8 protein-coding genes are annotated in these 13,400 nt (G+C 44.1%); 1 reads left to right on the forward strand and 7 read right to left on the reverse strand.

Features of this window, described 5'->3' with window-relative positions; translation table 11 throughout:
* Positions 1–31: 31 nt before the first annotated feature.
* Positions 32–6,223 carry a Spy0128 family protein gene (locus tag IGK85_RS16095; RefSeq protein WP_429972328.1) on the reverse strand — a complete coding sequence of 2,064 codons (6,192 nt, stop codon included), beginning with the start codon at positions 6,221–6,223 and terminating at the stop codon, positions 32–34.
* Between the two features lie 294 nt (positions 6,224–6,517).
* Here IGK85_RS16095 and IGK85_RS16100 point away from each other — a divergent pair, with 294 nt between their 5' ends.
* Complete coding sequence (locus tag IGK85_RS16100) at positions 6,518–7,933, forward strand: helix-turn-helix domain-containing protein (protein ID WP_008381755.1); 1,416 nt, start codon at positions 6,518–6,520, stop codon at positions 7,931–7,933.
* Positions 7,934–7,999: 66 nt separating this feature from the next.
* Here the strand turns inward: IGK85_RS16100 and IGK85_RS16105 are convergent, their stop codons facing one another.
* The 6 genes from IGK85_RS16105 to IGK85_RS16130 are packed head-to-tail and all read right to left on the reverse strand — an operon-like array spanning position 8,000 to position 13,215.
* The gene (locus IGK85_RS16105) at positions 8,000–8,899 is read right to left on the reverse strand and encodes a ketose-bisphosphate aldolase (RefSeq protein WP_008381754.1); all 900 of its coding nucleotides are present in this window, start codon (positions 8,897–8,899) and stop codon (positions 8,000–8,002) included.
* 20 nt (positions 8,900–8,919) lie between these two features.
* Positions 8,920–9,774: a class II fructose-bisphosphate aldolase gene (locus IGK85_RS16110; RefSeq protein WP_008381753.1), complete on the reverse strand. Its 855-nt coding sequence runs from the start codon at positions 9,772–9,774 to the stop codon at positions 8,920–8,922.
* A gap of 17 nt (positions 9,775–9,791) precedes the next feature.
* Complete coding sequence (locus tag IGK85_RS16115) at positions 9,792–10,871, reverse strand: PTS fructose transporter subunit IIC (RefSeq protein ID WP_008381752.1); 1,080 nt, start codon at positions 10,869–10,871, stop codon at positions 9,792–9,794.
* A 46-nt stretch (positions 10,872–10,917) separates the two neighbouring features.
* Positions 10,918–11,232 (reverse strand): PTS fructose transporter subunit IIB, encoded by a 315-nt coding sequence (locus IGK85_RS16120; protein WP_005230357.1) that lies wholly within the window; start codon positions 11,230–11,232, stop codon positions 10,918–10,920.
* A gap of 16 nt (positions 11,233–11,248) precedes the next feature.
* Positions 11,249–11,746 carry a PTS sugar transporter subunit IIA gene (locus tag IGK85_RS16125; RefSeq protein ID WP_008381751.1) on the reverse strand — a complete coding sequence of 166 codons (498 nt, stop codon included), beginning with the start codon at positions 11,744–11,746 and terminating at the stop codon, positions 11,249–11,251.
* Between the two features lie 2 nt (positions 11,747–11,748).
* Positions 11,749–13,215, reverse strand: coding sequence for a BglG family transcription antiterminator (locus IGK85_RS16130; protein WP_008381750.1), 1,467 nt, complete (start codon positions 13,213–13,215; stop codon positions 11,749–11,751).
* Between the last annotated feature and the right edge of the window lie 185 nt (positions 13,216–13,400).

The following is a 13,400-nucleotide window of genomic DNA, read 5'->3' on the forward strand; positions in this document are numbered from 1 at the left end:
CTTTCTCTTTCTGCTCTGTTGCTTCCCCTGCCTATGATAACGGCGTCCGTTTTTTGCGATCAAGGTAGATGCCCACTGCAATTACTACTAACAACAGTCCCAAGACGACCCAATCAGCGGTCGTGGTGTCATTGGTTTTCGGTAAGTTGCCAGTTCCCGGTTTCGTTGTTTTGCCTTCTTTGACACGGTTGTTGAATACCATGTCTGCCGTTTGCTCCGCTTCAGCTACTAATTTTCCTGCTTGATCTTTGACTGTGACCGTTACTTGATAGGTGGTTTCATCATAGATGATCGTTGCGTCGTTGCCAGCTTTTTCACGAATCGTGTAACGATGTTCCCCAGCATCGTCATACGTCAATGCATCAAAGGTAATCGTTCCATTTGCGTCATTGCGTTGGGTTTGCAGAACCTTTCCAGCTTCATCCACTAATTCAAATATGAATTCGTTGGCTTGCAAGTCTCTACCCGTCAAGACTTTCTTAGCACTTAGTACGACACTGCCTGCTTGTGGCTGGTAGCTGTTTTCAAAGACTTGATTGTCTTCATATTCCGCCACTGCAGTCAACTGTCCGGCTTCATCGGTGACCGTTACGACTACTGCCAGTTCTTTCGCATCGTAGGTGATGGTACCGTCAGTTCCTGCTTTCTCACGAATAGTGTAGTGGTACTCACCTGTTTCATCATAGGCGAGAGCGTCAAAGTAGATTTGTCCGGTTGCATCATTGGCTTTTGTCTGAAGTACAGTTTCGTCTTCATCGACTAGTTCAAAATCGAATTCATTTGCTTGTAGTGTACGACCAGTTAAGACTTTCTCGGCATTCAATACGACACTACCAGCCTTTGGTTGATAGCTGTTTTCAAAGACTTGGTTGCCTTCGTATTCTGCCACTGCGGTCAACTGTCCGTCTTCATCGGTGACGGTCACGACTACCGCTAGTTCTTTTGTATCGTACGTGATAGTGCCATCGCTGTCTATTTTCTCACGAATGGTGTAGTGGTACTCACCTGTTTCTTCGTAAGGGAGCGCGTCAAAGTAGATCTTGCCAGTTGCATCATTGGCTTTTGTTTGAAGAATGTTCCCTTCTTCATCGACTAGTTCAAAGTCGAATTCATTTGCTTGTAGCGTACGACCGGTCAATACTTTCTCGGCACTTAGTACAACACTGCCGGCTTTTGGTTGGTAGCTGTTTTCAAAGACTTGGTTGCCTTCGTATTCTGCCACTGCGGTCAACTGTCCGTCTTCATCAGTGACGGTAACGACTACTGCCAGTTCTCTCGTATCGTAAGTGATGGTGCCGTCAGTTCCTGCTTGCTCACGGATGGTATAGCGGTATTCGCCAGCTTCCTCATAGGCGAGAGCGTCAAAGTAGATTTGTCCGGTTGCATCATTGGCTTTTGTTTGAAGAACAGTTCCATCTTCATCGACTAGTTCAAAATCGAATTCATTTGCTTGTACCGTACGACCGATCAAGACTTTTTCGGCACTCAGTACGACACTACCAGCTTTTGGTTGATAGTCGTTTTCAAAGATCGCATTGCCATCATACGTTGCTTTTGCCACTAGTTGCCCGTCTTCATCGGTTACTTTCACGACAACGCCAATTTCTTTCATGTCATAGGTAATGGTACTATCTGCGTCAGCTTTTTCTCGAATCGTGTAGCGGTATTCGCCGTCTTTGTCATACATTAATTCATCGAAGTAGATTTGTCCGGTTGCGTCATTGGCTTTTGTTTGGAGTACGTTGCCTTCTTCATCTACCAGTTCAAAGGCAAATTCGTTGGCTTCCAGCGTGCGGCCGGTCAATACTTTCTCAGCATTCAGCACCACTCCGCCGTCTTTTGGCGTATAGTCATTTTCAAAGATTGTATTGCCATCATATGTTGCTTTTGCCACTAGTTGCCCGTCTTCATCGGTTACTTTCACGACAACGCCAATTTCTTTCATGTCATAGGTAATGGTACTATCTGCGTCAGCTTTTTCTCGAATCGTGTAGCGGTATTCGCCGACTTCGCCATATGTCAATTCATCGAAGTAGATTTGTCCGGTTGCGTTATTGGCTTTTGTTTGAAGTACATTGCCTTCTTCATCTACCAGCTCAAAGGCAAACTCGTTGGCTTCCAGCGTGCGACCGGTCAATACTTTCTCAGCATTCAGCACCACTCCGCCGTCTTTTGGTGTATAGTCATTTTCAAAGACTTGGTTGCCTTCATATTCCGCCACTGCGGTCAATTGTCCGTCTTCATCGGTGACGGTCACGACTACCGCTAGTTCTTTTGCATCGTAAGTGATGGTACCGTCAGTTCCTGCTTTCTCACGGATGGTGTAGTGATACTCACCGGCTTCCTCGTAAGGGAGCGCGTCAAAGTAGATCTTGCCAGTGGCATCATTGGCTTTTGTTTGAAGTACAGTTCCTGCTTCATTGACTAATTCGAAGTCAAATTCTTCTGCTTTCAAATCACGACCGATCAGCACTTTCTCAGCATTCAAAACGACACTACCGGCTTTTGGCGTATAGTCATTTTCGAAGACTTGATTGCCTTCATAGACTGCTTTCGCAATCAACTGGCTATCTTCTTCAGTGACGGTCACGGTTACCTTTAGTTCTTTGTCGCTATAGGTGATGGTTGGATCATCGCCGGCTTTTTCCCGAATCGTGTAGTGGTATTCGCCAGGCTCGTTGTAAGTGATGGCGTCAAAGGCAACTTGACCGTTGCCGTCATTGGTTTGGGTTAGAATCACAGAGCCAGTTTCATCCACTAGTTGGAACGTAAATTCGCCGTCTTTTAGCTCGCGCCCATCAAGCAGCTTCTGAACATTCAAGGCGTGGGTCGTTTCTTTGATTTCCCGCTTGTTGGCTAGTTCAAAGACATAATTGACTTGCTTATCAGAAATAGTGAAGGTGTACTGAGTCGCATCTCGTTCGTATCCTTCCGGTGCGGTGATTTCTTGGATCATATAATCGCCGTAACGCAGATTGTCGATCCGATCAATGGCGTTGCCGTTTTCCATGATCTGATTGTTTTTGACCACCAGATTCGACAAGATGACTTCATAGGTATTTTGCGCATTTTTGCGGCTTAATTGGAAAACCGCTTCTTTATCGATCCCTCGTTCTTTGGTGCCGTCTGCATCGTATTTCATGATCGTCAAAGAGCCGTTCGTCCCAGAAGACGTTCCGCTGCCATCTGTCGATTTGATAGTGATTTCTTTGGTCACTGTGTGAATCTCGATCTCACTACCCGTCAAATTGACACTGTTGGCCACCCGTTCATTGTTCAAAATCCCAGGATCAAGCTGTGTTTGATAAACGATAAAGTATGGGTTATCAATCATTTCTTCAAAAGCGATCACTAACGATTGCGTCCCTGCTGCCACATCCGAGGTGATTTTCGGATTGTCCTCGTTGGTGAAGGTGACTTTTTCTCCTTTTTCCCACGTGCCATTGTTTAAGACCGCTTCATACACATCTACGATCACGGCATCGTCGGCATCTCGTAAAAAGGTGTGTTGATTGTAGTTGATGGTATCGGTGACCACCGCATTGTGGATTTTGCGACTGTCAGCGTTGATCATGATTTCCCAATCGATTAACCGATTGTTGTCGGCATTCTGACTACCGTTTTTCATCAACCAGTCCGTTTTCGCCGACTTATCGGCTTGGCCATCGGCAGTCAACGTTGTGTCATTGTCCGTCAATGTAATAGTATTTTTGTAGGTAAATACATCTTCCGCTGCTTCCGTTGCCAAGAAGACCGCCAGTGTTTCTGACGTTTCTTTCAGCAAGGTGATCGTAACTTTCTTCGTGTCAGGGTCATAGGTGTAACTGTAATCCTCGTTTAGCACCAATTGCTCTTTTAGTGCTCTGACTTGTGTCGTATACCCAGTTACTGTGACCGTGTAAAGCGACAAGTCTTTCAAGGTTTGGCCTTCTTGCAGCTGGTCCGTGATGATTGCATCTTTGTTGATTTTTTCTTTGTACGTATTGAATAGCCCCATCCAATAGACTTGATCGCTAGAGGCGGTCTGCTCATCAAAAATAGTTCCTAAGTTCCGACCTAATACGGCAGTAATCGCTTTGGCGACATCTTCCCCTTCACCAATAAATAGGCCGTATTTCAAGGCATTTTTTAACCAGTTGGTATCCATCCAAGTATTGGATTCAGAGGCTTCCGTGAACGTATTGCCGGCTTCATCTTTATAATGGACAAACGCTGCATTACTAAAACGACTGCTAGAACTTCCTAATGCGATCTGCTGTGAAACATCGAAGCTAGTTTTGAAATTAACCGTGATCGTTGCCGAGGTCGTTTGGTACGCCCCTTGCAGCTTGATCCGAAAACCAGTCTCAAGTTCCTTCGTTGAGCCATCGGCTAGTGTTTTCGTTTCTGTGATTAGCTCTAGCGTATAGTCGGTATTGAGCTCTAAAGGCTCGGTCACGCCGCTGGCTGTCACTACTAGCGTATCCGCCAATAAAGCTAACGCACTACTGTTTGCGCCAGAGATCAATTGATAGCGGTCTTCTATAATCAGGTCGCTAACTTTTTGCTGATTGGTATTGGCATCAATTTTCCATGCGACAGTCTTCGTTTCATAGTCTTTGGTGCCAGCTGTTTTCACGACACCGATCGTTTTGGTTGGCGTCACTGTCCCACTGCCCGTCAACGAGCTATTTTGATTGTCGCGGATCGAAGCGTAGTTGTAAATACGAGTATCAGCTAGAACAGATTCATACAACTGGGTATCGTATTGGATCTTGTAGTAACCAGCTTTGGCAAACGTGATACCAAAGCGGACGATTTCCCCCTCTTTATCCAGCTGGTACGTCCCATCAAAGGACCAATCTTCTGTTGGGATCGAGTTACCATCTTTGTCAGTGATCACCAAAGTCTCTGGAACAAAAAAGTGTAGGGCTTTTTCAGGATCCGTTCCTGAATAGGTCTGATCCAAAACTCTGGCTTGGTCTTTGTCCAATGTGACGGAAATTTCCCATGATGCTCGTTTCGTTTCTTGATCATAGCCTTTGAACCGTTTGTATTCCGATTGCTCATCGTAAGTAACCGTTGCTTCTGCAGTTTTTTCTGTAAAATCGCTGCCGTTGATTGTTGCCGTGTTTTTGAAAGAAGAAGCCGTTGGATCGGTGACTGCACTATTGATGACGATTCGAACCGGTTGATTAACCGTTTGATTGAAGGTAAACGTGTTGTTGACGCTGTTAAAGGTATATAAGCCATCGGTACGAACCCACTCCTCGGTGGCTTCATCGTACAAGTAGCCTGTCGAAGTACTATAAGACAAACCTTGAGGCATTTTATCGGTGATCACCACATCATGCAATTCACGACTGGTTTGGTTAAAAATAATTTCCCAAACCACTGAACCGCTGGAAGTCACGTTACCAGTCTTAATGATGTCGACTTCATAAATAGGCAATGTAATGATGATCTCATGGCCATCTTCATCGTAGATCCCAGTATGAATCGTCACTTCTTCGGTGACAGTGCTCACACTTAATTCCGTAATTAGATCGATAGTCCCTGAGCGGTTGGAAAGTGTTTGTGCCGCTTCGTTAAAAGTAACAGTCAACGTGCCATCGAGTGCTAAGGTAAAGGTTCCGATCGATTGCCCGCCAGAACGGGTCAATTCGCCGCTAACGGTGTTATGAATAGCAAAATATTCCGGTAATTGATACGTATAATAATCGCCAGCGCGAATTTCTTCCGTATCTGCTAACGACCAGTCAAAATGAATTTTGATGTTGCCGTTATACATCGGTGGATTTTCGGCAGTGAAGGGTTGATCGTTTAAGTCAGTAATTCGGACATTGTCAAAAAGTTGTACTCCCCGTTCGTTTAGGTTGGCACTAAGATTCTCAGCGGTAGTAGAAGCTTCCGTTTCCGCTTCAGTATCTGGTGCTCGGGGTTGAATGCTGTTTTGATTCAGTGTCGAAGATGCTTGGGTTGCTTGACTTTCACTAGGGACGGTTGCTTGTTCTTCTTCTGCTTGACTCATTTCTGACTGAACTGCTCCCGCTGTCGATGAATCCGTAGGTGCTTTTTCCGTATCGATCGTTCCCGTCTCAGGTTCGGTACTTTCCAGCGTTTCAGCCGTTCTTTCGGTACTATCAGTTGCGTTGATTGCTTCTGCTAGTATGATCGTTGGTTCACAAAAAATGGATCCAAGCAAGACTAGCAAACATATATAGATAGAAAATTGTTTTTTCATAATTGTTCATTCCTTTTTATTGAAATTTTTTCAATTGATCTCGGAAGCGCTCGACGAATAACATTGTTCAACAGTGAGCAAGATATCCCAACAAACAACTGCTTTTTGCCTCCTCCCCATGATTCAAAAATTTTGGTCTTTGCTACTTGTATCAAACGTATTACTACTATTCCACACTTCTATTTTCCCAAAATTTTGGGGTGGGATGTATTCAAAAAAAATACAACACGCAATTTTTTTGAATACATGTAAAAACGTGATACTATTTACTTAAAAGGGGGCTCAGGGGGAATCATGTTACGGAAATTGTTATCATCTACGACACAAAAGAAACTACAGCTGATTGAGTATTTATTAGACGATCAGGGAACGAGTCTTCACGATTTGGCAGTAAAATTTTCCATTTCAATGTCTGCAGCGAAAACCTATATCGCGGAAATCGACAATGAATTTTCGTTTCTGGACTTACAATTTGACGATTATTCAGCTGTTCGTCTCCACTTGCATCCCTTTGCTACTCGGCTAGACGTATACAGCCAGTTTTTGACTCGCTCTTCTGCATTTCAATTATTGGAACTACTCTTCTCATCAAGTTTCACTAGTTATGATATGTTGGCTCTAGAATTAAATTTAAGCAAATCGTCGATCATTCGTTTGATCAAGAGGATCAACATGGTTCTGGCACCATATGATTTCTTCATCGCGACCAAACCCATCCAGTTAAAAGGAAATGAACACAACATTCGCCAGTTTTTTCTGATTTTCTTCTTAGAAAAGTACCAGTATGAATTTGTGGATGCCAACATCAACCAAGAACAGGATTTTTTGAAAATCGCCCGTATCATGGCGGCAGCGACGCCCTTAAAGCTTTATTTTTCCGACATCAAAAAAATCGCTTTTGTGATCTATATCAACACGAAGCGCGATCGCCTATACGCCTCCAACCCCAATGGAAACCACGTCGAATATTTCTTAGAGAAAATCGATTTGAGCGAATTTACCGGCTACAGTCGGGCCTACGTCGAGAAAATGGTCGGTTATGTCACGACCCATATTGGTCAAGACCCCAACGTCTTTCGTAAGACCAAACAAGAGTTTTATCAAATGACCAAACGTATATTTAAAAAGTACAACTATCATGAAGCCGACTTTGAAGAGAAACTCGACGCTGTGGTCTTTTCTTATTTTCTTGGGATCAACTTGCGCGTTCCTTACTGCATCTTGGATGATCGCTTTGCTCGTTTTGTCAACAACTGTGATTTGGTCCAACAGGCAGTCAATCGAGACATCGTTCACCTTTTGACCCATTCAAATTTACCGATCATTCGACCAAGTACGATCAATTACCTGATTTATATTTTCCATATATCTTTCCCAAATTTCGCTAAAGAAATCATCGATGCCAATGCTGGCTTTCGCTTAGCTTTGTTTTATGATACGAATAGTTACCATACGGAATTTATCCAAACGAAAATCCAACAGTTTATTCCTTATCAGCTAACCATCACGATTTTAAATCCTCTGGACTCGTTTTCTCTGACCAGACTGGACGAGACTTATGATTTGATCATCGGCAATCTGACCCCCTCCTGCAGAAAAAACTTATTTCATTATGCAGACATCAACCTGACTTCGAATGATTTGGCGTTTATCGCTCGGCAGGTTCAGGAAAAGGGGATTCGTATGCTGCAAGAAAATAATGCGCAATAAAAAAAACACCCTTGAAAAGCCGCAATTTAGCGATTTTCGAGGGTGTTTCCATTATTTGTTTGCTGTTTAGTTTTGTTCACTACGCCATGGCTGGATATTTTGCTGGCGATACAGAGCTGCTTTCCCAATTGCATTGAAGAGGGACATTTTTTGCGTAACCACTGTTTTGGCTGCCTCAATGCATTCTGGGTAAATAGCATTTGGATCCCATAATTCTGTTTCAGCTAAAATTTGACGGCATTTTTTGTAAAAGGCGTATTTATAATCAGAGGAGATATTTACTTTTTGGATACCGATTGCCACTGCCTGAGCGATTTCTTCATCGGGATTGGCCGATCCGCCATGCAACACCAATGGGATATCGACACGATCTTTGATTTCTTGTAAGACATCCATTTTTAATTCCGGTTTGATATCTTTCGGATAAATACCATGGGCAGTTCCAATCGCAACTGCCAGAGTGTCAATGCCTGTCTTCTCAATGAATTCTTGTGCATCTTCTGGACGAGTATAAATCACTTCGGAGACGCCCCCTTCAACGGAGGTTCCGGTATTACCGATCGTTCCCAGCTCGCCTTCGACAGAAACCCCAATCGGATGGCAAATCTCGGTAATCTGTTTTGTCAGAGCAATATTTTCTTCAAAAGGCAGCAACGACCCATCAATCATCACTGAGCTGAACCCGCAATGGATCGCCCGCATGATACTCGCCAGACTGTCGCCATGATCCATATGGATCACGATCGGCACAGAACTGTTTTTCGCTCTGGAAACTGCATAGTGGAAAAATTCATCCTTTGTAAAGGCCAATTCTGTTGGGTGGATCGCAATGATGGCTGGTGCATCGTTTTCTTCCGCTGCTTCGATAACGACGCGTAAGAAGTTACTGTCTGCGACGTTAAAGGCACCAACGGCAAATTGATTTTCTTTGGCAACGGTCAGTAATTGTTTCATATTGATCAACATATAAGTGTGCTCCAATCTTTTTAAAGTGATTTGTTTTTTGATCCAGATAATTCGATATACTCTTTGACGACTGCTTTTCCTGCTTCGATGGTTTGGTGGACCAGGGTCGGATAATCGCTTTCCGGACAAGCATTCAGCTGTTGGTGCAGGGCATTTCTCTGGGCTTTCATAAAATCAGCCCCTACATTGATCTTATTGATCCCTAATGCCACGGAACGCAAGATATTTTCACTGCCGGCTCCCGAGCCGCCATGCAAAACCAGCGGTAGGTCAGTGGCTTCTTTGATTGTTTGAACGATGTCAAAGCGAAATGCCGGGCGATATCCTGCTGGATAATCCCCATGACTGGAGCCGTAAGAAAGGGCGAGACAGTCGACCCCGGTTGCTCGAATAAAATGGATGGCTTCCTCTGGATCGGTATACATCCCATCGCTAGTAAACTGATCCCCAGCCACTGCTCCCATGTCCCCAACTTCTGCTTCGACACTGGCATTATAGGCTTGCGCAAACTGTACGATCTCTTTGGTGATGGCGATGTTTTTTTCTAAAGGATGCATAGAGGCATCCATCATGACGCTTGAGAACCCTTCATGGAGACATTGTTTGACGAAGGCGATATCCTGTCCGTGATCCAGATTGATGGCAACCTCCACATTGGCATTTTCCGCCATTCGAATGATCGGCTGGGTTAAGTAACGATGATCTAGATGGGTCTTTAAATGGTCTTGCAGCAAATCCACGATGATGGGTGCATGTGATTCTGCAGCTGCATCGATCACTGCTTTAGCGGTTTCCAGGTTGAAACAATTGATGGCCATAACCGCATAGTTTTCTCGATTGGCTTTTTGCAGCATCTCTTTCATTGATACATACATCTTCTTCGCTCCTTTTTTTAGGAAATTTCAATCGACGAAAAGTCAATGTCTTCTTCCTCTTCCATGATCGGCATTTCCACGGGTGCCTTTTTCAATGCAAACAGCAAAACACCGGTGATGGCAGAACCAATCAGGAGTGCGATGGTAAATTTCAGTGGATCCGTCATGGCAGGAATGATGAAGACCCCACCAGATGGCACTGGTGAACCGACGCCCCAAACCATGCTTAGACCACCGCCGACGGCTGCTCCGACCGTACAAGAAAAAATGACGCGAAACGGGTCGACGGCAGCGATCGGGATCACTCCTTCTGTAATCATACAAAGGCCCATTGGAAAAGCGATCTTGATGTTGTCTTCTTCTTCCGTAGAATATTTGGGCCGGCGTAAGAGACGAGAGAGGACCCAAGAGATCGTAACACCAAAGGGCGGCACCATTGAGGCTAAAATTTTCACGGCTTCGGGTTCTTGAATGCCTTCCAGTAATAGACCATCAGCAAATAGCGAGGCGACTTTGTTGACGGGTCCGCCAAAATCAAAGGCAGCCATGCCACCGACAATCGCGCCAAATAAGAAATTTCCCGAGCCTTGCAGATTCGTTAAGAAGGTAGTCAACGCCTCCGTAGCCCACACGATCGGTACACCGATGACGAAGAACATCAAAGCACCGACGATCAGTGTCGACAAGACCGGTACGATCATCATTGGCATCAGACCTTGTGCCCAACGTGGTACTTTAAGGTTTTTTACTAAGAATAAGACCAGATAACCTGCGAGATAGCCTCCTAACATTCCCCCTAAAAAGCCTGCGCCAATCGCATTGGCAATCAGTCCCATAAACAGACCCGGAGCGATTCCTGGACGATCGGCAATGGAATAGGCGATCGCGGCAGCGATCACTGGCGCCAGTAGCCCCATCCCTAAAACACCCAGCGAGACCAGTGCATCCGGGATCGTATAGGCAGCATCGTAATTTTCAATGACCGTGCCGTTGGCAAGATTTCCGATAGCGATCAAAAGTCCGGCTGTTACAACGACCGGCAGCATATACGAGATGGCGGTTAAGGCATGTTTTTTCAACTGCAGCTGTTTCATCATTTGTTTCATCCCCCTTTAAATTTGAATTGTCAGAACATTTATTGATTCATCCCTGATTTAATTTTTCTTCAATTGTTTCAAGCAAACGCTTAGGCGCTTTGATCACCATACTAGTTGGAATTTCTACTATTCGCTTGCCTTCAAAACGGTCTCTGCCGCCAATTTTGATATCTGCCGCAATAATGACGACATCGGCTGCTTGAATAGCGGCTTCCGTCAATTCACTTTCCGTCCCGATGGTTCCTTGGGTTTCGATATGGACTTCATGACCAAGTTCTTTCGCAGCTGTTTCGATTTTTTGCTTAGCGATATACGTATGAGCGATTCCTGAAGTACAAGCAGCTACACCAACGATTTTCATCTCTTCTCCCCCTTTCTTAGTTTTCTGCCATTGGATCTTTTGCAAGCAAGGCCATCATTTGATCCTTGGTCCCTGACGCAACGAGACGATCAATAAACGATTCATCCGCTAGTAGCATCGCTACCTTTTGCAGCAGCTTGATATGCATCGTATTGGCATCGGTATTTTTGACTGCAAACAAGATAATTACTTGAACGGGCGCTTCATCGATCGACTCCCATTCAAGCGGACGCTTGGTTTTTCCGATCACTAAAGAGGTCTTTTTCACACTGTCTGACTTTCCATGTGGGATTGCTAAGCCATGTCCGATACCGGTCATTCCTTCTGCTTCTCGGGCAAAGACATCTTGGGTGAACCCTGCTAGATCGGTAATTATTTGGTTTTCGTATAAAAGTTCAGACAGTTCAGTGATCGCTTCTTCTTTTGAATTCGCTTCCATTTCCATCTTGATAAGATTGGGATTGATTACATCTGCGATACTGAACGCTTGGATCGTTTGGCTTTCGTTTTTCATCTTTACATCTCTCCTAATAGTTGTTTGACTCGCTTTTCATCCTGTTTGGTAAATACCGAATTGACTAAAATCGTCGGCACCTTCGTTTCTACTGGCAAATTAATGGTGGTTAAGATCAGATCGATATCCTGATAGTCTTGCGCATGCTTTCGGTACATACGAGCGGAAAGCACATCCACGATATCCAACTCTGGAAATGCCCGTTGGACTTTGACTTTCAGCAGTTCAGAAGTCCCTACGCCGCTGCTGCACATAATTAAGACTCGCTGTCTGCGCCGACGAATGACTTTAAATTTCACAAAATACAGAACCAAGAAACCAATCTCGTCTTCCGATATGGGATTCGTTCCATAGGTTTGCTCCACTTCCTTGCTGACTTGTGCCACTTGCTCAAAAATCCTTGGGTACTCTAGTTGAATGTCATTTAGCAGCCCATTTTTCACGATAATTTTATTCTTTAGCCGATAGAGCATCGGCTGGATATGGCAAAGTAGATTGGTCTTGTCTGTTTGCTGGTTCAATTTGATACCCAGTGCTTTTTCCATCTGCTTAGTAAAAAACTCCGTGATTTCGCTGGCTTCTTTTGTCAGATTGGTCATTGCCAAGGGTTTGTTTTCCACTCTGGAAGACACTAGATACTGGTAGAGATAAAATACCTCACTTTCTGGTAGCTCCGTCACGAGAAAGGCATTGATTTTTTCAATCACTTGTTGGGCAATTTGATAAAACTCTTGGTGCTGTTCAATCAGATGCTGTTCTTCCTCATCTAAACCCTCAATTATCTCTTCGCGGTCAATTTCTCCTTCCCTCATTCGTAAAATCAGAATATACAGATGCGAGAAAATATTCATATTGTAAGGATACGCAATACTGTTCGCGAGTTTTCGCTCAATAAATTCAAGAATGGAGGTAATAAAGTTGATATCAAAGGCATTGATGGGATACTTTTGCGTGACCATTTCTTCATTCCACACATGAGTCTTCGTAAAGAGATCGTTGACACAGCGACGGATATTTTTTTCGGTACCAATCACTGCAATTCTCTTATCGGATCGGATCAACTGGAGTTCAAAGTACTGAAAATATTCCGCAAGTCGATTGATATCACTACTTATCACTGCTTCACTCAAATAGTAAGGGGCGAACAACTCTTTGATCATTAAACGCTTTGGTGATTTAAACAATACATGCAGTGCAATCGCATGACGCCGCTCAAGCGGCTCATCATATTGATCCGTTTCTTGATTTTCAATCGTGCCTTTGAGATACGCTTCATAATCCAAACAAAATCCTTTGCCGATTTCAGACTGAATGATTTCTGAACCAGCAGCCTCATTGATCCGCTTGATCGTCCGATAAATGGTTTTTGTTGAAACCTTAGCAGCTGTGGCTAGTTCATTAGCGGTCAAATTCATCCCCTGTATCATAAACTGCTCAATCAAACGTGTTTCTCTCTTGCTCAGCTTCATACTGTCTCCCTCCGTATCTTTACTATAGCCTTCTTTGGCTCTAGTAATTCTTAATCGATGTCCATTGATTTGGACATTTTAAAAATAACGCTTTCATCAATCGTCCCAAATGCCCCTTTTCTAGGATGAAAGAAGGGCGCATTCATTTTCGTGATATTTCCTTTTGCTAAACAAAAAAAGCTTGC

Origin of the sequence: Enterococcus sp. AZ015 (assembly GCF_050499225.1) — a bacterium.
GTDB classification, from domain to species: Bacteria; Bacillota; Bacilli; order Lactobacillales; family Enterococcaceae; genus Enterococcus_D; species Enterococcus_D entomosocium.

Excerpts from the sequence above, each read along its gene's own strand:
- IGK85_RS16095 (WP_429972328.1), bottom strand. The coding sequence starts at position 6,223 with ATGAAAAAACAATTTTCTATCTATATATGTTTGCTAGTCTTGCTTGGA.
- IGK85_RS16110 (WP_008381753.1), bottom strand. The coding sequence starts at position 9,774 with ATGTATGTATCAATGAAAGAGATGCTGCAAAAAGCCAATCGAGAAAAC.
- IGK85_RS16115 (WP_008381752.1), bottom strand. The coding sequence starts at position 10,871 with ATGATGAAACAGCTGCAGTTGAAAAAACATGCCTTAACCGCCATCTCG.
- IGK85_RS16105 (WP_008381754.1), bottom strand. The coding sequence starts at position 8,899 with ATGTTGATCAATATGAAACAATTACTGACCGTTGCCAAAGAAAATCAA.
- IGK85_RS16125 (WP_008381751.1), bottom strand. The coding sequence starts at position 11,746 with ATGAAAAACGAAAGCCAAACGATCCAAGCGTTCAGTATCGCAGATGTA.
- IGK85_RS16130 (WP_008381750.1), bottom strand. The coding sequence starts at position 13,215 with ATGAAGCTGAGCAAGAGAGAAACACGTTTGATTGAGCAGTTTATGATA.
- IGK85_RS16120 (WP_005230357.1), bottom strand. The coding sequence starts at position 11,232 with ATGAAAATCGTTGGTGTAGCTGCTTGTACTTCAGGAATCGCTCATACG.
- IGK85_RS16100 (WP_008381755.1), top strand. The coding sequence starts at position 6,518 with ATGTTACGGAAATTGTTATCATCTACGACACAAAAGAAACTACAGCTG.